The organism is Caballeronia sp. Lep1P3 (assembly GCF_022879595.1).
GTDB lineage: Bacteria > Pseudomonadota > Gammaproteobacteria > Burkholderiales > Burkholderiaceae > Caballeronia.
Window position 1 is genome coordinate 489,643 of sequence record NZ_CP084267.1, and the last position, 20,308, is coordinate 509,950.

19 protein-coding genes are annotated in these 20,308 nt (G+C 60.6%); 13 read left to right on the forward strand and 6 right to left on the reverse strand.

From position 1 onward, the window contains the following. The first annotated feature begins 148 nt into the window (after nt 1–148). The 13 genes from LDZ27_RS22800 to LDZ27_RS22860 all read left to right on the forward strand — a co-directional run bounded on the left by LDZ27_RS22800 (nt 149) and on the right by LDZ27_RS22860 (nt 15,147). Nucleotides 149–385 (forward strand): DUF2934 domain-containing protein, encoded by a 237-nt coding sequence (locus LDZ27_RS22800; RefSeq protein ID WP_244817392.1) that lies wholly within the window; start codon nt 149–151, stop codon nt 383–385. Nucleotides 386–665: 280 nt separating this feature from the next. Further along, nucleotides 666–1,634 carry an ABC transporter substrate-binding protein gene (locus tag LDZ27_RS22805; RefSeq protein WP_244818017.1) on the forward strand — a complete coding sequence of 323 codons (969 nt, stop codon included), beginning with the start codon at nt 666–668 and terminating at the stop codon, nt 1,632–1,634. Nucleotides 1,635–1,713: 79 nt separating this feature from the next. Then, a complete protein-coding gene (locus LDZ27_RS22810) occupies nt 1,714–3,228 on the forward strand; it encodes a sugar ABC transporter ATP-binding protein (protein WP_244817393.1) in 1,515 nt (504 codons plus the stop codon). Further along, nucleotides 3,225–4,262 carry an ABC transporter permease gene (locus LDZ27_RS22815; protein ID WP_244817394.1) on the forward strand — a complete coding sequence of 346 codons (1,038 nt, stop codon included), beginning with the start codon at nt 3,225–3,227 and terminating at the stop codon, nt 4,260–4,262. The genes LDZ27_RS22810 and LDZ27_RS22815 overlap by 4 nt, the downstream gene beginning before the upstream one ends. Beyond that, entirely contained in the window at nt 4,259–5,329 is a 1,071-nt protein-coding gene (yjfF, locus tag LDZ27_RS22820) for a galactofuranose ABC transporter, permease protein YjfF (protein WP_244817395.1), read from the forward strand. Before LDZ27_RS22815 ends, yjfF begins: the two co-directional genes overlap by 4 nt. 167 nt (nt 5,330–5,496) lie before the next feature. Further along, the gene (deoC, locus tag LDZ27_RS22825) at nt 5,497–6,504 is read left to right on the forward strand and encodes a deoxyribose-phosphate aldolase (RefSeq protein ID WP_244817396.1); all 1,008 of its coding nucleotides are present in this window, start codon (nt 5,497–5,499) and stop codon (nt 6,502–6,504) included. Nucleotides 6,505–6,528: 24 nt separating this feature from the next. Next, nucleotides 6,529–8,919: an aldehyde dehydrogenase family protein gene (locus LDZ27_RS22830; RefSeq protein WP_244817397.1), complete on the forward strand. Its 2,391-nt coding sequence runs from the start codon at nt 6,529–6,531 to the stop codon at nt 8,917–8,919. A 74-nt stretch (nt 8,920–8,993) separates the two neighbouring features. Beyond that, on the forward strand, nt 8,994–9,464 hold the full coding sequence (locus LDZ27_RS22835) for an RbsD/FucU family protein (RefSeq protein WP_244817398.1): 471 nt from the start codon (nt 8,994–8,996) through the stop codon (nt 9,462–9,464). Further along, a complete protein-coding gene (gene rbsK / locus LDZ27_RS22840) occupies nt 9,464–10,399 on the forward strand; it encodes a ribokinase (RefSeq protein WP_244818018.1) in 936 nt (311 codons plus the stop codon). The genes LDZ27_RS22835 and rbsK overlap by 1 nt, the downstream gene beginning before the upstream one ends. Then, nucleotides 10,396–11,439 carry an ABC transporter permease gene (locus LDZ27_RS22845; RefSeq protein WP_244817399.1) on the forward strand — a complete coding sequence of 348 codons (1,044 nt, stop codon included), beginning with the start codon at nt 10,396–10,398 and terminating at the stop codon, nt 11,437–11,439. Before rbsK ends, LDZ27_RS22845 begins: the two co-directional genes overlap by 4 nt. A 66-nt stretch (nt 11,440–11,505) precedes the next feature. Then, nucleotides 11,506–12,510 (forward strand): autoinducer 2 ABC transporter substrate-binding protein, encoded by a 1,005-nt coding sequence (locus LDZ27_RS22850; protein WP_244817400.1) that lies wholly within the window; start codon nt 11,506–11,508, stop codon nt 12,508–12,510. 55 nt (nt 12,511–12,565) lie between these two features. Beyond that, on the forward strand, nt 12,566–14,095 hold the full coding sequence (locus LDZ27_RS22855) for a sugar ABC transporter ATP-binding protein (protein WP_244817401.1): 1,530 nt from the start codon (nt 12,566–12,568) through the stop codon (nt 14,093–14,095). Beyond that, a complete protein-coding gene (locus tag LDZ27_RS22860) occupies nt 14,092–15,147 on the forward strand; it encodes an ABC transporter permease (protein ID WP_244817402.1) in 1,056 nt (351 codons plus the stop codon). The genes LDZ27_RS22855 and LDZ27_RS22860 overlap by 4 nt, the downstream gene beginning before the upstream one ends. A gap of 66 nt (nt 15,148–15,213) precedes the next feature. On the opposite strand, the gene LDZ27_RS22865 is transcribed toward LDZ27_RS22860, so the two are convergent. The 6 genes from LDZ27_RS22865 to LDZ27_RS22890 form a co-directional block, all read right to left on the reverse strand. After that, nucleotides 15,214–15,939 (reverse strand): DeoR family transcriptional regulator, encoded by a 726-nt coding sequence (locus tag LDZ27_RS22865; protein WP_244817403.1) that lies wholly within the window; start codon nt 15,937–15,939, stop codon nt 15,214–15,216. A 126-nt stretch (nt 15,940–16,065) separates the two neighbouring features. Then, nucleotides 16,066–16,491 (reverse strand): hypothetical protein, encoded by a 426-nt coding sequence (locus LDZ27_RS22870; RefSeq protein WP_244817404.1) that lies wholly within the window; start codon nt 16,489–16,491, stop codon nt 16,066–16,068. A 111-nt stretch (nt 16,492–16,602) separates the two neighbouring features. Further along, nucleotides 16,603–17,451 carry an alpha/beta fold hydrolase gene (locus LDZ27_RS22875; RefSeq protein WP_244817405.1) on the reverse strand — a complete coding sequence of 283 codons (849 nt, stop codon included), beginning with the start codon at nt 17,449–17,451 and terminating at the stop codon, nt 16,603–16,605. 77 nt (nt 17,452–17,528) lie between these two features. Further along, entirely contained in the window at nt 17,529–18,197 is a 669-nt protein-coding gene (locus LDZ27_RS22880; RefSeq protein ID WP_244817406.1) for an O-methyltransferase, read from the reverse strand. A 43-nt stretch (nt 18,198–18,240) separates the two neighbouring features. After that, nucleotides 18,241–19,503 (reverse strand): LysR family transcriptional regulator, encoded by a 1,263-nt coding sequence (locus LDZ27_RS22885; RefSeq protein WP_244817407.1) that lies wholly within the window; start codon nt 19,501–19,503, stop codon nt 18,241–18,243. Nucleotides 19,504–19,602: 99 nt separating this feature from the next. Continuing rightward, the gene (locus tag LDZ27_RS22890) at nt 19,603–20,307 is read right to left on the reverse strand and encodes a GntR family transcriptional regulator (RefSeq protein WP_244817408.1); all 705 of its coding nucleotides are present in this window, start codon (nt 20,305–20,307) and stop codon (nt 19,603–19,605) included. Between the last annotated feature and the right edge of the window lies 1 nt (nt 20,308).

Here is a 20,308-nt window from a genome sequence, read left to right on the forward strand (position 1 = left end):
TTTTATTTCGTCTGAGCTTAAAGGGCTTTGCGCACTTTCCGGGCAATGCATTAAACGCGCCGCTATCCGCCGAGGGTACGAAGGTTGCTGCGATGGCGAGCGCGAACCCGCTCGCATTCACGTCACCCTTTGCGCCTCGGAGGAAGTCATGGAAGACCAGAAAGAGCAAGACCGTATTCGTCGCCGGGCCTACGAACTGTGGGAGCGCGAGGGCAGTCCGGACGGACGCGCCGAAGAGTTCTGGCAAAGGGCGATCGAGTCGCTGGACACGGAATCGTCGCAAGGAACGGGAAGTCAGCAAGCGGATGCGAACGGCACTTCCGATGCAGCGCGCAGCGAGCGCGAACGCATCTCCGAGGAAAGCGAAGGCCCGACCGGAAAGTAATTCGGATCTCGCCACGCCATTCCAGCCGACCGCGCCTGAGCGCCACCGTAAAGACCGGCGCGGCCGGCTCCCCGATGTTCCGCACGGCGTCTAAACGTCCTTCACGCGCCAGAATAAAAGAATCCGCGCGTTTTCCCGTATATCAAGCTTGCTATCGCGGTCGCCGAATAAGTTATTGGACCTGCATGGAGAGACGCGTCTAATCTTGCTGAGGGTTCGACCCGGACCCCATGACCTCGGACCTCGAGCCGCGGCAGACACGATCCATCAGGAGACAGCAATGACACAGACCCGTCGTGCGGTACTTGGTGCAATCCTTGGTTCGGTTGTATTAATCGCTGCAGGCGTGAATGCGCGCGCCGACGACAAGCAGATCACGCTCGGTTTTGCGCAAGTCGGCGCGGAAAGCGCATGGCGTACCGCGAATACCGTTTCGGTGAAATCCGCTGCAAAGGACGCGGGCATCAACCTGAAGTTTTCCGATGCCCAGCAGAAACAGGAAAACCAGATCAAGGCCATTCGCTCCTACATTGCGCAGCGCGTCGATGTCATTGCGTTTTCTCCGGTGGTCGAGTCCGGTTGGGAACCCATTCTCACCGAAGCAAAAAATGCAAAGATTCCGGTGATTCTCACGGACCGCAACATCGATGTGAAAGACAAGTCGCTCTATGTGACGATGATTGGATCGGACTTTCTCGAGGAAGGGCGTCGAGGCGGCAAGTGGCTGGAAGAGCACTATAAGAACGACAAGGGGCCGATCAACATCGTCGAATTGCAAGGCACGGTGGGATCGGCGCCCGCGAACGACCGGCGCGCGGGCTTGCTCGAAGTCATAAAGAACGATCCGAAGTTCAAAGTCATCGCATCGCAAAGCGGCGACTTCACGCTTGCTGGCGGCAAGCAGGTCATGGAGGCTTTTGCCAAGACCTATGGCAAGCAAATCAACGTCGTGTATGCGCATAACGACGACATGGCGCTCGGCGCAATTCAGGCGATGGAAGAAGCCGGCATGAAGCCGGGCAAGGACGTCACTGTGGTCTCGTTCGACGCGACCAAAGGTGGCTTCGAGGCGATGGCTGCCGGCAAGATAAACGTCGACGTGGAATGCAGTCCTTTACTCGGGCCTCAGTTGATGACGGCGGTAAAGGAAGTCGTTGCAGGCAAGCCATTGCCGAAACGCATCGTGACCGAAGAGACCATCTTCCCGATGAGCGTCGCCGCACAGACATTGCCGCAGCGCAAATACTGAAGCGTCGAGCCTGTCGTGCTCGATCATCGCGTCCATCGCTCCATTGCGATGGACGGGCGACCTCTTCCCGGCGACTCTCATGATCGACACTCCTGTGGTCGAAACGATTGGCTTGTGCAAGTCTTTCCCTGGCGTTCGTGCGCTGCATAACGTCGATTTCCGCCTGTTTCCCGGCGAGATTCATACACTGATGGGACAGAACGGCGCGGGTAAATCGACGCTCATCAATGTGCTGACCGGCGTGCACGAACACGACGCCGGAGAAATACGGCTTGGCGGCAGTCCCGTGAAATTCTCGTCGCCGCTCGAAGCCGAGGCAGCGGGAATCCGGACGTTGTATCAGGAAGTGAATCTGTGTCCGAATCTTTCGGTCGCGGAAAACGTGTTCGCGGGGCGTCAACCCAAGCGACGCGGTGCCATCGACTGGAAGACGATCAATGCGCGCGCACAAGCCGCGCTCGCGAAACTCAACGTCTCGGTGGACGTGAGCAAATCGCTCGATGCGTATCCAATCGCAGTGCAGCAAATGGTCGCCATTGCGCGTGCGTTGTCGGTGGATGCGCGCGTGTTGATTCTGGACGAACCGACTTCCAGTCTCGACGACGGCGAAGTGTCGCGACTCTTCGACGTGCTGCGCAAGCTGCGTCAATCGGGTTTGGCGATTCTCTTCGTCACGCATTTTCTGGAGCAGACTTACGCGATATCGGACCGCATTACGGTCATGCGCAATGGCGAGCGCGAAGGCGAGTACCTTGCGAAGGATCTGCCGGTCGAAGTGCTCGTCTCGAAGATGGTCGGCCACGAGCGCATGACCGAACGTCTCAAGCGCGCGGCTAACGAGCCGCTCACGCAACATGCCACGGCGCCGCCGCTCCTCGAAATGCGCGGCGTTGGACGGCGAGGCTTGATGAATCCTGTCGATATAGCGTTGCGGCCCGGCCAGATACTCGGGCTTGCCGGTCTTCTCGGATCGGGCCGCACCGAGACCGCGCGCCTGCTGTGCGGCGCGGAGCGTCCGGATGCAGGCGCGATCACGGTGCGCGGAAAACCGGTGAAACTGCATTCCCCGCGCGATGCGGTGCGTCTTGGCATCGCCTATTGCCCCGAGGACCGCAAGAAGGAAGGCATCGTCGCGGACTTATCGATTCGCGAGAACATCATTCTCGCCATTCAGGCGCGGCTAGGCGTTTGGCGTTGCATCGGCAAGGCGAAACAGCGCGAGATGGCGGACGAGTACATTCAGCATCTCGGCATCAAGGCGCGCGATGCCGAGCAGCCTATCGGCCTCCTATCGGGCGGCAATCAGCAGAAGGTGCTGCTTGCCCGCTGGCTAGCGACGGAGCCGAGCATGCTCGTTCTCGACGAACCCACGCGCGGCATCGACGTGGCGGCCAAGTTCGAAATCATGGACCGCGTGCTTGCGCTCTGCGCAAAAGGGCTTGGGATTCTCTTCATTTCATCTGAAGTGAGTGAAGTCGTGCGCGTGAGTCACCGCATCGCGGTGTTGCGCGATCGCCGCAAGGTTGCCGAGGTCGCGGGCCATACGGCATCGGAGGATGACGTGTACCGCCTCATCGCCGGAGGATCGGAATGAATAGACTGAAGACAGTGGCCCGGCATCCGCTCATGTGGCCCTGCTTGACGCTCGTTGCGCTGTGTCTGCTTGATGTCGCGCACAACCCGAACTTCCTTTCCATCCGAATGCTCGATGGCCATCTATTCGGTGCGCCCATCGACATTCTGAATCGCGTTACGCCGCTCATCCTTGTGTCTTTGGGCATGACGCTCGTTATCGCAACGCGCGGCATCGATATCTCTGTCGGCGCGATTGTCGCGATCGCCGGCGCAACGGCCGCCACCATTCTTGCCGACGATTCTTCGCGCGTCATACTTGCGATCATGGCGGCATTGGCGGTCGGCCTGCTTGCGGGCATGTGGAACGGCTTGCTCGTGGCGTTCGTCGGCATGCAGCCGATCATCGCGACGCTCATTCTGATGGTCGCGGGACGAGGCGTCGCGCAGTTGCTCACAGGCGGACAAATCATTCCGATCAGCGCGCGCGGGTACGTGATCGTCGGCGGCGGTTATCTGGCGAGCGTGCCGTGTTCGGTGTGGGTGGCGCTTGGCGCGCTATTGCTTACGGCGTTGCTCGTGAATCGGACGTCGCTTGGTTTGTTCATTCGCGCGATCGGCGTCAATCCGGTTGCGACGCGGCTCGTCGGTCTGCGCTCGAGCCTGATTGTGTTCGGCGTGTATGCATTCTCCGGACTCACTGCGGCGATGGCCGGCATTCTCGCCAGCTCGAACGTGCGCAGCGCAGACGGCAACAATGCAGGCCTGCTGCTCGAACTCGACGCGATCCTTGCCGTCACGCTGGGCGGCACGTCACTTCTCGGTGGACGCTTTAGTCTCGCGGGCACCGTGCTTGGCGCACTCATCATTCAGACGCTCACTTACACGACGTATTCCATTGGTGTGCCGCCCGAAGCGACGCTCGTCGTGAAGGCGGCGGTCGTGCTGGTCGTGAGCGTGATTCAATCGTCGACGGCGCGCACTGTATTGCTGCGCCCATTCAAGCGCATGGTTCCGCTTGCTTCAAAAGAGCCGCTCGCGGAGGCATCCAAATGAAAAGCCTTATCGACCGCGCAACCGATCCGAGGGTGCTGCCCATTGTCGTCACAGTCGCTTTGTTTATGGCGCTGTTCGGCTTCGGCTCGATCATGTATACCGGCTTCTTTTCGATGCAAGTGCTCTTCGGCTTGCTCATCGACAACGCGTTCCTACTGATCGTCGCCATCGGCATGACGTTCGTTATCGTGTCGGGCGGAATCGATTTGTCTGTCGGATCGGTTGTCGCGCTTACGACGATTCTCTGTGCCGTATTCGCCGAACGCCTGCATTGGCCCGTATGGATCATCCTGCCGCTCGTGCTGGCTTTAGGCGCATGCTATGGCGCCGCAATGGGCGCGCTCATTCATTACTTTCGGCTTCAGCCTTTCATTGTCACGCTTGCCGGAATGTTTCTCGCGCGCGGGGCGTGCTTTCTCATTACGACGCAATCCATCACCATCACCGATCCGACGTTTCGTGCGCTATCCGGCTTTCATCTCGACGTCGGTGGGGCGTCGATCACGACGGGCGCGCTTCTCGCCATCGTCACACTGCTCGTAGCGATCTTCGTCGCGCACTTCACGCGTTTCGGACGCAACGTGTATGCGGTCGGCGGAAACGAGCGGTCCGCGCTTCTCATGGGCTTGCCCGTTGCGCGCACGAAAGTCGGCGTCTATGCGCTGAGCGGATTGTGTTCCGCGCTAGGCGGCGTCGTGTTCACGCTGTATGTGCTGTCCGGCTATGGACTGCAAGGGCAGGGCATGGAACTCGACGCAATCGCTGCAACAGTGATCGGCGGTACGCTTCTCACGGGCGGCGTGGGTTATGTCGTCGGTTCGGTTTTCGGCGTGGGCATTCTCGGCACGATACAGACGTTGATCACTTTTGACGGCACACTCAGTTCCTGGTGGACGCGCATCGTGATCGGCGCGCTGCTCTGCGCGTTCTGCCTGCTTCAACGCGTCATCGAACGACACGCGACGCGTCGCAAGTCAAACGGCACAAAGCTGGGCGAGGGCATGCCTTCGAAGAAATCGCATCGTCCAATACCGCCCGACGCGACGATTGAAGCCGAGCCGCTCTAGAACGTTTTGTCGCTCTTGGCAAGAATCTCTAGCCCAGCCGCTTACAGCGTAACGACCATTCTTCTCCGCACTTTCCCTATGTTACGATCCTAACAGCACTGCTATAAACTGAGATCAATCTATCAAGAGCTGTTGTGCGCCGCGCAAGGGCACAGCCAAACGATCTCATGCTGGAAACCGCATCGAATTCAATCGTCGCGTGGCCGGGAAAAGCGGCCGCCGCCACAGTTGCGCGCAATCCGGGCGTGCCTTTCGATCTTGCATGGCTAGAGGGACTGCGCGTCAATCAATCGGCTGTCGCGCGACGCGCCTCTACGCTCGGAACGCGCCGTTCCGTCAAGAAAGACGCCCAGGCAGCGTGGCTTCTTAAGGCTATTACGTGCATCGACCTGACGACGCTTAGTGGCGACGACACCACTGCGCGCGTGCAGCGTCTTTGCGCCAAGGCGCGCCGTCCGCTGCGCGAGGACCTGGTCGACGCACTCGGCATGTCTCATATCCCTGTCACAACGGGCGCGGTGTGCGTGTATCACCGCTTCGTCAAGACTGCCGTCGATGCGCTCGCGGGCAGCGGCATTCCCGTCGCGGCCGTGTCGACCGGTTTTCCGGCGGGCCTCAATCCGCATGCCCTCAAGCTGCGCGAGATCGAAGCGTCGGTCAAGGACGGCGCTAAGGAAATCGATATCGTCGTGACGCGCGAGCATGTGCTGACGGGAAACTGGCAAGCGCTTTACAACGAAATGCGCGACTTCCGCGCGGCTTGCGGCGACGCGCACGTCAAGGCCATTCTCGCTACGGGCGACATACGCACGCTCTCGAACGTCGCCAAGGCATCGATGATTTGCATGATGGCCGGCGCCGATTTCATCAAGACATCGACGGGCAAGGAAGGCGTGAACGCGACGCTGGATGTTTCGCTCGTGATGGTCCGCATGATCCGCGAATACCTCGCGCATACGGGCGTCGCAATCGGCTTCAAGCCGGCGGGCGGCGTATCGACCGCCAAGTCGGTGCTGCAATATCAGATTCTCATGAAGGAAGAACTGGGACGCGAATGGCTCGAAGCGGACCTGTTTCGCATCGGCGCCTCGAGTCTGCTCGCCGATATCGAGCGGCAGCTCGAACACCACGTAAGCGGACGTTATTCGGCGTTCAATCGTCATCCGGTCGCATAACCCAGCATTCGCACATAAAGCCTCATGAGCGTAGCCGAATACTTTTCTTCGATGGAATACGGACCCGCACCGGAAGACGATCGCGCCGTGCGTGCGTGGCTCGAACAGCACGCTGGCCGCTTCGGTCACTTCATCAACGGTGCCTGGCGGGATAGCGCGCAAGAAGAACGCTTCGATTCCCGCGAGCCCGCGAGCGGCCGCGTGCTTGCATCGATCGCACAAGGTTCCGGAGCCGATGTCGATGCCGCCGTGCAAGCCGCGCACGACGCGCTCGAATCCTGGCAAGGCATCGGCGGCGCGGGGCGCGCGCGGCATCTCTATGCGCTGTCCCGCACGGTTCAAAGGCATAGCCGTCTCTTTGCGGTGCTCGAATCGCTGGATAACGGCAAGCCGATTCGCGAGTCGCGCGATATCGATATCCCCCTTGTTTCAAGGCACTTTCTGCATCATGCCGGTTGGGCGCAACTGCAGGACCGAGAGTTCGCGGAATGGGCGCCGCTCGGCGTCATTGGGCAAATCGTTCCGTGGAATTTTCCGCTATTGATGCTCGCGTGGAAAATCGCGCCCGCGCTTGCGCTTGGCAATTGCGTCGTGCTCAAGCCCGCCGAATATACGTCGCTCACGGCGCTGCTCTTTGCGGAACTTGCGCATCGCGCAGGCCTGCCAAAGGGCGTTCTGAATGTCGTTACCGGCGACGGACGCACGGGCGCGGCGATCGTCGAGCATCCGCGCGTTGCCAAGATTGCTTTCACTGGTTCGACTGAAGTGGGCCGCCAGATTCGCGCGACGACTGCCGGCTCTGGCAAATCGCTAACGCTCGAACTGGGCGGCAAGTCGCCGTTCATCGTATTCGACGACGCCGATATCGATTCCGCGGTCGAAGGCGTGGTCGATGCTATCTGGTTCAATCAAGGTCAAGTGTGCTGCGCGGGCTCCCGTCTGCTCGTGCAGGAAGGCATCGAGGCGCGTTTCATCGAGAAGCTCAAGCGGCGCATGGAGACACTGCGCATTGGGCCGTCGCTGGACAAGGGCGTCGATATGAGCGCAATCGTCGATGACGTCCAGCTCGAACGCATCCGTGCGCTCGTCGCCAAAGGCGAAAGCGAGGGCTGCGCGATTCATCAGCCTTCGCGTGTTTCCTTGCCCGAAGGCGGCGCGTTCTTCGCGCCCACGCTGGTGACGAACGTCGCGCCGGCATCTACGCTCGCGCAAGAGGAAATCTTCGGTCCCGTGCTGGTTGCAATGAGCTTTCGCACGCCAGAGGAGGCCGTCGCGCTTGCCAACAATACGCGTTACGGCCTCGCGGCGAGTGTGTGGAGCGAGAACATCAGCCGCGCGCTCGATGTCGCGCCGCGCCTGCAATGCGGAGTCGTATGGATCAATGCGACCAATCTCTTCGATGCGGCCGTGGGCTTTGGCGGCTATCGCGAATCCGGCTTTGGACGCGAAGGCGGACGCGAGGGCATTTACGAATATCTGAAGCCGCGTGCTTGGGCCAAGCTTCCGGTGCTTGCGCAAGCAAGAGCGCAGCCGCCCGAGCCGGATACGCTCGTCGATGTTGGCAATGTCAGCGCCATCGACCGAACCGCCAAACTCTTTATCGGCGGCAAGCAGGCGCGTCCGGATAGCGGCTATTCGCGGCTCGTGCGCACGCCATCGGGCGAAATTGTCGGCGAAGTGGCCGAGGGCAACCGCAAGGACATTCGAAACGCTGTGGCCGCTGCGCGCGGCATGACGAAATGGGCTGCGGCGAGCGCACACAATCGCGCACAGGTGTTGTATTACCTTGCAGAGAATTTGAGTGCCCGCGCCGATGAATTCGCGCGGCATCTCGTGGCTAGGGCGGGTTCGAACGAGCGCGATGCAAAGCGCGAAGTCGATGCGTCGATTGCGCGCTTCTTCACCTATGCTGCGTGGGCCGACAAGTTCGATGGCGCGGTGCATGCGCCGCCGCTGCACGGCGTTGCGCTCGCGATGCATGAGCCGCTTGGCGTGATCGGTATCGTGTGTCCTGACGAAGCGCCGTTGCTTGGCTTCGTGTCCTTGATCGCACCTGCGCTTGCGCTTGGCAATCGCGTGGTGGCCGTGCCGAGCGAAACTTGTCCGCTGATGGCGACGGATTTCTATCAGGTCGCGGAAACCTCGGATGTGCCGGGCGGCGCATTGAATATCGTGACGGGCGATGCACGCGCGCTCGCTCAGACGCTTGCACGACACGACGACGTCGACGCGCTCTGGTGCTTTCATGGCGCGGCGCTGTCGGCCATGGCGGAGCGCGAGTCGATCGGCAATCTCAAGCGCACGTTCGTCGATCAGGGCCGCGCGTTCGACTGGCACGATGCATCGAGCGAAGGCGTGCCGTTCTTGCGGCAAGCGGTGCAAGTCAAGAATATCTGGGTGCCGTATGGAGACTGATCGGCAACGCTCGCTTAAATAAAGTTCAAGGCGCAGATTTCGAATGAAACGCGCCTATGCATGGAGGAGACGCTGTGCTCAAGAACATCGATCCGCTGTTGAACGCCGATATCCTTTACGCGCTTGCCGCAATGGGTCACGGCGACGAAGTGGTGATTTGCGATGCCAATTTCCCTGGCGATTCCGTCGCGCGCCAGACGGTGCTAGGCAAACTGTTGCGCATCGATGGCGCAAGCGCGCCGCGCGTCGTGCGCGCCGTGCTTTCGGTGATGCCGCTCGATAGCTTCGTCGACGATCCCGCCGGCCGCATGGAAGTGGTCGGCGATGCTGCCGCCTTGCCCGCGGTGCAACGCGAAGCGCAAAGCGAAGTGGATCGCGCAGAAGGCCGCACGTTGCCCTTTGCACCCATCGAGCGCTTTGAATTCTATGAGCGCGCCAAGAAAGCGTATTGCGTCATCCGCACAGGCGAAGCGCGCGGCTATGGCTGCTTCATCTTCAAGAAGGGCGTGCAGCTCGCGCCCGATGCACCGCAAGGGGACGCATGATGAAGGGCAGCGTCGTCATTCTCGGCATCTATGTGACCGACCTCGCGTTTCGTGCGCAACGCATGCCGCTGCTTGGCGAGACTGTCGCAGGATCGGCATTCGCAATGGGGCCGGGCGGCAAGGGCTCGAATCAGGCGGTGGCCGCGGCGCGCGCCGGCGCGGACGTGATCCTTTGCACGCGCATCGGCAACGATGCGTTCGGCAATATCGCGCAAGCGACGTGGGCCGCTGAAGGGATCACATCGCGCGCGAGCATCATGGATAACGTGGCGACGGGCGCCGCGCATATCTATGTCGACGAGAACACGGGCGGCAACGCGATCATCGTTGCATCGGGCGCGGCAGGCACGCTTGGACCGCAGGACGTCGATGCAATCGAAGCGGACATCGCGCGTGCAGCCGTATTCGTCACGCAACTGGAGCAGCCTGTGCCTGCAGCCAGGCGCGGCCTCGAACTCGCGAGGAAGCATGGCGTGACGACGGTGCTCAATCCCGCGCCAGCCTTGCCGCTAGACGATGACATCTATCCGCTGTGCGATTACATCACGCCGAATGAAACGGAAGCGACCGCATTGACCGGCATCGCGGTCGCATCCGTCGATGATGCGCGCCGCGCCGCCGACGCGCTCCTGAATAAAGGTGCGCGCGCCGCGATCATCACGCTGGGCGAAGCGGGCGCGTTGCTGCATACGAAGGATGAATCCATTCTCGTGCCCGCGTTCCAATGCGGTCGCGTGGTCGAGACGGCCGGCGCCGGCGATGGCTTCACGGGCGGCTTTGCGGCGGCGCTCGCGCGTGGTGAAGGCCCGCTCGATGCCGTGCGCTTCGGCTGTGCGCTCGCGAGCATTTCGGTCACGCGGCCCGGCACTGCGCCGTCGATGCCACGCCTCGATGAAATCAATGCGCTGCTAAGCGAACGGAGCGTGATGCAATGAGAGCGTCCAAGTGGCTCGCTGACAGGCAATTCAATTTTCTAGTCGGCGTGAACTTGCTCGTGGTCATCGTGGCAACGTGGCTATCGCACGGCCAGTTCCTCGATATCGACAACCTTCAGTCGATGGGCGGGCAATTGCCCGAACTGGGTTTGCTTGCGCTCGGCATCATGCTTTCGATGGTCTCCGGCAATGGCGGCATCGACCTTTCGGGCGTTGGCCTTGCGAACCTTTCCGGAATGGTCGCGGCAATGGTTCTGCCGCATCTCGTATCCGGCGACGATTCCCCCGCGCTCTATACCGCGGTGTTCATTTGCATCGTCGTGGCAATGGGCCTGATCGGCGGGCTGCTCAACGGCGTTGTCATTGCAAAGCTCAGGCTTACGCCGATTCTTTGCACGCTCGGCACGCAGTTGCTCTTCACGGGCATTGCGGTGGTCTTGAGCAACGGCGCGTCGGTGCGCGTGGAATATGTCGATCCGTTGTCGAACATCGGCAACGGCACCTTCCTTCAAGTCCCCATTTCGCTCTGGATTTTTATCGCAGCCGTGTTGGTTCTTGGCTGGGTACTCAAGCGCACGCCGTTCGGCTTGCGGCTTTATCTCATGGGCACGAATCCGAAGGCCGCCTTTTATGCGGGCATTCCGCGCGCGCGCATGCTCGTTGTGACATATGGCATGTGCGGCGTGCTCGCATCGCTGGCCGGTCTCATTAGCGCGACGCATACGTCCAGCGCCAAATGGGACTATGGCAATTCCTATCTGCTTATCGCAATTCTGATTGCGGTGATGGGCGGCGTGAATCCGGCGGGGGGCTATGGCCGCATCGTGTGTGTGTTTCTTGCCGCGACCGTACTGCAATTTCTGTCGAGCCTTTTCAATCTGCTTGGCGTGTCTCAGTTCTTCGGCGATTGCGCGTGGGGCTTTTTGCTGCTTGCATCGCTCGCATTCGCGGGTGGCGAGCGCGTGCGCGCCATCTTCGGCATCGGCGGAGCCCGGCCGACCACGAAGATTCCCCCGCCGCCCGCATCGACGGGACGTTGATTTCTGCCGTGTGATTCTCAAGAAAGACCCATCGCATTACATTCGAAACATAAAGGAGACAGCGCAATGAAGGTCAGAAAACTCGGCACCGCACTGACGGCGATCGCGCTCGCCGCAGGCGCAATCGCAGCGGCTCAGGCCGCGACCAACGAGACGATCGTTACCGTCGTCAAGGTAACGGGCATCAACTGGTTCAATCGCATGGACGATGGCGTGAAAGAGTTCGGCAAGGAAAACCCGAACATCACCGTCTATCAGACCGGCCCTGGCCGCGCCGACGCCGCGCAGCAACTCAAGATTATCGAGGACCTGATCGCCAAGAAAGTGACGGCGATTGCGGTCGTGCCCTACGATCCGCCGACGCTCGAACCCGCGCTCAAGAAAGCGATGGATCGCGGCATCAAAGTGGTCACGCATGAAGCGGACAACGCCAAGAACACGATGGTCGATATCGAGGCGTTCGACAACACGGCGTATGGCGCCGGTCTCAACGAACGCCTTGCAAAGTGCATGGGGCAGCAGGGCAAGTGGGCGGTTCTCGTCGGCTCTTTAGGCAGCCGCTCGCAGGTGCAATGGGCCGATGGCGGCATTGGCAATGCAAAAGCCAAGTATCCGAAGATGGACCTCGTGGAGCCCAAGCTCGAAACGAATAACGATGGCGAGCGCGCCTATCAGGTCGCCAAGGAAGTGCTGCGCAAGCATCCGGATCTGACGGGCTTTCAGGGTTCGTCGTCGCTCGACGTGATCGGCATTGGCCGCGCGGTGGAAGAGGCTGGCAAGGTCGGCAAGATTTGTGTGTACGGCACGGGCTTGCCGACAGAGGCCGGTAAGTTCCTCGAGAGCGGCGCCATCAATGGCATCGCTTTCTGGGATCCCAAACTCGCGGGTATCGCCATGAACAAGGTTGCGCAGATGCTTATCGATGGCAAGACCGTGCAGAATGGCGCCGACCTCGGCATTACCGGCTATAACAAGGTGACGGTGAGCAAAGGGCCGGGCAAGGGCGTGATCGTGCGCGGCACCGGCTGGGTCGATGTCGACAAGACGAATTACAAGCAATATCCGTTCTGATGCGACGTTAGCGGTGCGCGCGGCACGAGGCGCGCGCCGCCCGGATCCATACGCCATGACCCAAGACACACCGCTTCTGGAAGTCGTCGATATTCATAAGCGCTTTACCGGCGTCTATGCGCTGCGCGGCGTGAGCCTCGCGTTCGAGCGCGGGCAGATTTATCACCTGCTTGGCGAGAACGGCTGCGGCAAGAGCACGCTCATCAAGATCATCTCGGGCGCGCAGCCGCCCGACCAGGGCGAACTCGTGATCGAAGGCGCGCGGCATGCGCGGCTCTCGCCGCTGGAAGCGCTTTCGGCGGGCATCGAAACGGTCTATCAGGACTTGTCGTTGCTGCCCAACATGAGCGTGGCAGAGAACGTGGCGCTCACGTCCGAGCTCGCGGAACACGCGGGCAAGCTCGCTCGCACCTTCGACCGGCGCGCGCTTGCGCAAACCGCCGCGCGTGCGCTAGAAGCCGTTGGCTTGCCGGGCGACGCGGATTTTCAGAAGACCCTGGTCGAGCAATTGCCGCTTGCGACGCGTCAACTCGTTGCCATTGCACGCGCCATCGCAAGCGAGGCGAAATTCGTCATCATGGATGAGCCCACGACTTCGCTGACGCAGAAGGAAGTGGATAACCTCATCGCGGTGCTCGGCAAGCTGCGCGCGGAAGGCGTCGCGGTGCTGTTCGTCAGTCATAAGTTGGACGAGTGCTATGCGATTGGCGGGGAAGTCATCGTGCTGCGCGATGGCCAGAAGATGGCGCAAGGTCCGATCGAAAATTATACGAAGGCACAGATCAGCGAACTCATGACGGGCAAGCATCTTTCGACGGAACGCTATCGCGCAGAGGACGAGGCGAATGCATCGAAAATCGTGCTGGACGTTAAGGAATTAGGACGTAAAGGCCAGTTCACCGACGTGAGTTTTGCCTTGCATGAAGGCGAGATACTGGGCGTCACCGGGCTGCTCGATTCCGGTCGAAATGAACTCGCGCGCGCGCTCGCGGGCGTGGCGCCTGCGGATACCGGCTCGGTCACGCTCGACGGCATGCGCGTGCGCCTTCAATCGCCCGCGGATGCGAAAGCGCAGCGCATCGGCTATGTGCCCGAAGATCGCCTTAACGAAGGGCTATTCCTCGACAAGCCTATTCGCGATAACGTCGTTACGGCGATGATCGCGAGTCTGCGCGACCGCTTTGGTCAGATCGATCGCAAGCGCGCCCAGGAACTCGCCGAGCGCACCGTCAAGGACCTTCAGATCGCGACGCCCGATATCGACAAACCCGTACAGTCTCTCTCGGGCGGTAATCAACAACGCGTGTTGATCGGTCGCTGGCTTGCGATCAATCCACGCGTGTTGATCCTGCATGGGCCTACGGTGGGCGTCGACGTGGGATCGAAGGACATCATTTACCGCATCATGCAGCGGCTCTCGAAGGAGGGTATCGGCATCATTCTCATCAGCGACGACTTGCCGGAACTGCTGCAAAACTGCGACCGCATTCTCATGATGAAGAAAGGCCGCGTGGCGAGCGAGTATCGCGCGGATGGCCTGAGCGAGGCCGATCTCTATCACGCGCTACTTTCAGAGGCAGCATGACCATGAGCGAATCCATTCGCCGAAGCGGGACGATGCCGCAAGCCGTAACCGAAGTCGCGCCGCGCGTGCGCAAAGGCACTCTGTACGCGCAATTGATGCGCAATCCGGAATGGTTCACGGTCGGACTCATCGTCGTGACGTGTCTGATCGTGGGGAGTCTCAACCCGCGCTTCTTTCAGTTCGCGACGCTGTTCGACATGCTGCATTCGGCGACAACCGTATCGCTCTTTGCGCTCGGTACGCTCGTCGTGCTGGCTTCAGGCGGCATCGACGTTTCATTCACGGCCATTGCCGCCTTGACGATGTACTCCATCACCAAGGCCGTCTTTGCGTGGTGGCCCGAGTGTCCCTTTGCGCTGATCCTGCTTGCGGGCGCGCTAGGCGGCGTGGTCCTGGGCGTAATCAACGGCATGCTGGTGCATCGTCTCAAGGCGCCTTCGCTGATCGTCACCATCGGCACGCAATACCTTTTTCGCGGCTTGCTGCTGACGTTCGTCGGCACGCAGTTCTTCATGAACATTCCGCACAGCATGGATGACTTCGGCCGCTTGCCGCTGTTTTTCTATCACACCGCAGACGGTCTGCGCGCGGTATTGCCGGTATCGGTACTGGCGCTCGTAATAGCGGCAATCGTCACCTGGTGGCTTCTCAATCGCACGATGATGGGACGCGGCGTCTATGCGATGGGCGGCAGTCTCGCGATTGCGGAACGTCTCGGCTATAACCTCCGCACGATTCACCTTTTCGTGTTCGGTTATACGGGGCTGCTCGCGGGCGTCGCCGGCATATTGCACGTTTCCACCAACCGCCTTGCTAATCCGTTCGATCTCGTCGGCACGGAACTCGATGTGATCGCCGCCGTGATCCTCGGAGGCGCGCGCATCACAGGTGGTACGGGAACGGTGATCGGCACACTGCTCGGAGTCGTGCTTGTGACGCTCATTAATAGCGTGCTGATTCTGGTCGGCGTGCCGAGCACCTGGCAAAAGGTCATCATAGGCGCGTTCATTCTGGTTGCCGGAACGCTTTTCGCATTGGGACGCCGGCAGTGAACAAGCGCGAGCCGAATTCCGCTTAGATGCGTCGAAGGCCCGCTCGCTTAACCGCGGGTCTTTGAATCATGCGCGTTTCTGCTGCCTTTGCCCTTCTTCGGTAATGATCGAATCGAACTCGCAAAGCTGCGAGAATCGCACCGCCTTGACCTTGCCGAATTTGCTCGCATCGACGACCAGATGCCGCTCCACGGCGCTTGCCATGGCCGCCTGCTTGATGGCGACTTCATGAAAATTCCAGCACGTCACGCCGCGCGCTTCGTCCACTCCGCCTGCCGACATGAACGCCTTGTTGATTCCCATGCGCCGCAGCGTCTCAACGCTGTCATCGCTGGCGAAGGATTCGGACGAAGGCACATAAACGCCGCCTAGCAGAATCAGGCGCACGTTCGGCTTGTGCTTGAGAATCTCCGCGACGTTGAGGGAATAGCACACGACAGTCAAATGCATTGCATCGGGGATCTGACGCGCGAGCGTGGTCAAAGTCGTTCCGCAGTCGATGAAGATCGTTTCGCTGTCCGCGAGCAAGCGCGCGGCATGGCCTGACGCAATCGCTTTGGCTTGCGCGAAGTGATCCTTTTCCTCTTCGATCGTGTAGCCCGCGACATTGGGCAAATCCGCCGCATTGACGATGTAGCCGCCGAGATAAGTGAACTGCCCCGGACTCGCCGCAATATCGCGGCGAACAGTCATTTCGGAAACGCCAAGCAGTGCGGCGGCATCGCGCAGACGCATGACGTTTTGTTTCCCGAGCGCGCTGGAAAGCGTGCGAAGGCGGTCGGTCTTGGCCATCGTTTTGCACTGCTGGCAACGCGTCGCCGGAGTGTTAGTTTTTAGTCGTGGAGTGAAAGGATTATAACAATGCAAGGCGCGCGCGAATACGACATGTCTGCGCGTCGCGGGTAAATACGGAGCGCTTTAAGTCTCGCTTTTGCCGATCTCTTCGAGCATGACCGAAAGGGTGCCGGCCTGGCTTTGCACGCCGGCGTCGAGGTCGATTTCGTTGGGCGTCATCGTTGCGATTGCGCGCAACAAGCGCGGCGAGAACGTCGCACCGAATAGCGCGATCGCCGCATTGCGTTCTCTTTCGTCGGCATGAGCGAGAGCACGGAGTTCCGCCAGAGGCAAGCCGACGAACAGGTTGAGCGCGTAGGGCGGGTCGTCGGGACTGGCCGTCGTCGTGGCGGATTCGGGCGCACGCACGCGCAGTCCAGGCTGAAGATGCTCCGCCAGTTCCATCACGATTTCATAATCCGCCTCTGCCTCGAGCGACGTGCGCGCCTCGCTTTGCAAAAACGGCGCAACGGTTTGAAGGCGGGCCAGTTCTTCATCGGTAAGCAGCATGGCAATTCTCCTGAAGACGTTCAAACACGGATCGATCGAGCGTTAGCTCATTAGCCAATTGCTTGCCCGGTAGACGAACGATTGCATGGCACACCGACAGGAAAAAATGACCTACGAAGCGCAGTGTGTTTTGACGAAACTCGCAATGGCTTCGTTGACTGCATTAGCCGCATCGCGGTGTGGCGAATGGCGGCAATGAGGCAGTTTGACCAGTTCGGCGTGCCGAACCGACGCTTTGATCTCATCGATCTGCTGCATGGACGCATATTCGTCGTCAACGCCCTGAATTGCGATGAGCGGCCGACGAATTGCCTCGAGCGTCGCCGTGATATTCCAATGGCGGAACGCGGGATCGAGCCATACGTCGTTCCATCCATAAAACGCGGAATCGACATTGGCGTGATACGGAGACAACCTCGACTTCAAATCTCCGCTTTCGTAGGCGATTCGCGCTTGTCGGATAGCGTCGACCGTCATCGGCTCGACGAACACGTGCGGTGCAAGCACCACCACACCGGCGAGCGCTTCGGGGAACGCGCTCGCATACAGCAGGGCGATAGAGCCGCCGTCGCTATGTCCGACCACCCACATGCGCGAGCGCTCCACGCTATCGACGCCGATTGCATCGAGAAGCGCGGGAAGCACTTCCTGCGCTTGCCGATGCAGGAAGTCTACGGGCCACTTCTCTCCTGCACGGCGCGGCGTGGAGCGCCCGTAACCGGGGCGCGAATAAAGAAGTCCACGGCAGTTCAAACGCATGCACAAAGATCGGGGCCAGTCTTTCCATAGCGCAATGGAGCCCAGGCCTTCGTGAAGAAAGACAGCAATAGGAGCGTCTCTAAGCTCCGCGTTGATCCATTGATATTCGATGCTTAGCGGATAAGGCCCGCAATCGAGCTGGGCGTGTTGCAAAGGCTCGAGGCGCGTTACGAGGTCGTTCATGAGATTGACGTATTGCATTCACTGCGCTCAAGCGTAACAGACGGCGCACTCAAGACCGCTCGAAGACGGCCTTGGCATGTGCGCTCGTCTCTGGCTCACTCGGATACGATGCTTAGCGAAAATCCGTCCCAGCCTTTGCTTCCGACCGTTTGAATGGCAGTCGACGATAGCTGCTTTTCCGAGGCAAGCATGTCGAAGAACCTGTGGAGCCCGATGACGTCGGGATCTTTGCTGTGCGCATCGGCGAGACGTCCACCCCGAATCACGTTGTCAGCGACAAGGAGGGTACCGGGCCGGCTCAAGCGAAGCGAAAGCCGCAAGTAATCCGGATAGCTCTTCTTGTCCGCATCGATGAAGACGAAGTCGAACGGCGGCTCGTTGTCGCGAATGAAATGCTCTAGCGTTTGCGCGGCTTGCCCGACTGCGATCGATACCACGCGCGAGAGCCCCGCGCGCTCGACATTCCTTCGCGCGACTTCGGCATAGTCCGCGTTGGCTTCGAGCGAGACGAGCTTGCCGTTGGCGGGCAATGCGCGTGCGAGCCATATGGAGCTATATCCGCCCAGCGTGCCGATCTCCAGAATGCGTTGCGCACCGTGCAGGCGCGCGAGCAACTGCAGCAGCTTGCCCTGATTCGGCGCGACGTTGATCGAAGGCAAGCCCGCGTGTGCGCTCGCGCTTAGAGCGGCATCGAGAGCGTCGTCGGCCGCGTGCGTCTTGGCGCAAAGGTACTCGTCCATTGCATCCCATTTCTGCTGATCCATGCGAACTCCTTGCAATGACGTGTTAGTGGCAATGACTGGGACATCATGCAACGTGCGTCGTCAGTCTGGCGGCACCCAATGCATGCCCGAGTTCGTCGACCGTCAGGCGAATCGCGTCGATGAGGGCGCGAGCTGCGGGCGACGGCGTACTGCCCGCGCGCAAAGTCAGTCCGATGTCGCGCCGCGCGTTTTGCATCGCGATGTCAAGCACCGCCAGTTGACCCGACTCGCACTCGTAATGCAATTGCTGCGCCGATACGGCCGCGAGCATATCGGTGTGCGTCAGCAGGCCGCGAATCACTGCAAGGTCGGCCGTTTCGACCGTCGGCATGGGCGGTCTCAGTTTCGCGCGCTTGAATTGGGCTTCGAACATGCCCCGCGCGGGCGCATGGCTGCGTGGCAAGATCCATTGAGCCGCGAGCAATTCCTTGAGCGTCAGCCCGCTTGCCCGCGCTAACGGATGATCGCTGCGCGCGATGACGACGAGGTCCTCCGACATCAGGCGTTCGTTCGTCAATCCGCTCGATGCGTCGTTAGGCCTCAGCGCGCCGAGAACGAAGTCGATATCGCCAGCGCGCAATCCGGCTACAAGCGGCTCATACGCGCTTTCGTCCGTTGCAACGCGCACGCCGGGATATCTCGCCGCTACGCGTGCGATCGCGCCGGGAAGAATCAAGGTTCTGCCAAGCGGCAATGCGCCGACTGTCACATAGCCTTGAATGGTGCCGCGCAACGCGGCGATGTCGTCGGGAATATGGCGGAGTTCATTGAGTGCGCGGCGCACATGAAGGACGAACGTTTCACCTTCGCTCGTAAGCAATAAGCCGCGCGGACTGCGATAAAACAACTGCATGCCCGCGCCTGTTTCCATGATGCGAATTGCGCTGCTTACCGCAGGCTGGCTCAAGCCGAGCGTTTGCGCGGCGCTTGGCATATGGCGGTGACGTGCCAAGGCGGAAAACAACTGCAGCCGCCGCGTGTTGAGCAAAAACGCCGGCAATGCGTTGCCGCTTGCCGAGCGGCGCCGCGACTGCCGCGCCGCGCACCACTGCGCCAGTGCTTCCAGTTCGGCGAAGATGCGTTCGCAGCGCAGTAGCACGGCTCGCCCGGATGGCGTCGGCAGCATGCCGGACGGACGGCGCTCGAGCAGCGTCTCGCCGACCGCGGCCTCGAGCTCCTGAAGCGACCGCGTGACGGCAGATTGGGCACGGAAAAGCGCGGCAGCCGCGCGCGTGGCGCTGCCGGTTTGCGCGACGAGCCGGAATGCGCGCAGATAGGCGAGATTGAGGAGTTCGCGGTTGTCCATGTGTGGCGAGGTAGAGGCGCCATCAGTTTAATTTATCGGCAGCCCCAATTGCGAGTGGCGTCTGCGGGATTTTCTGTCCCACTCCCTCAAGCCGCCGCATCAGACATCGAGAATCTTGTACCGTTGCAAAGCCTCGATCCGGCTTTTAAGAATGAGGCCTCGATGTTCGCGGCAGAGTGCTTCGGCAGCCGCACCATCGGCGCGCTTCAAAGCGTCGACGACGGCCCGCAGCAATTGCGCATGAGAAGCGTCGAGGTCGATGAGTCTTAACGTGAGTTCCCGTACTCGGCGCAGTTGCTCGTTGCACTCATTGACGATTTGCAATAGCCGGGCATTCCCACTCATCTCGACAAGACGCTGATAGAAGCCTTCGCACGCGATCCCCCAAGCGTCGCGATCGCCTTTAGCGAATGCACGTTCGATTTCATCGCAGTCCTTGTCCAGAGCTTTTAGCTCCCTTGCGCCCGGCTTGCGGTCCGCGAGCGCTTCGGCAGCCGTCGCTTCGAGGCTTGTCTGAATTGCGAACACTTCCTGAAGGTCCGCCATCGACACATTACGCACGCGCATGCCGTGACGAGGGACGATCTGAACGAGGTGCTCATTCTGCAGGCGGATGAGCGCCTCGCGAATGGGCGTGCGACTGACGCCGAACATTGCGACGAGGTCCTGTTCAAGTAACTGCATGCCCGGCCTGAATTCGTTACACAGGATCTTGCCGCGAATCTTCTGGTAGACCGCGTTGGTCGATTTTTCGCGCGGCTTGCCGAGCGCTTCGGCATTTCTGGCATCTGCCATGGCGGGCATT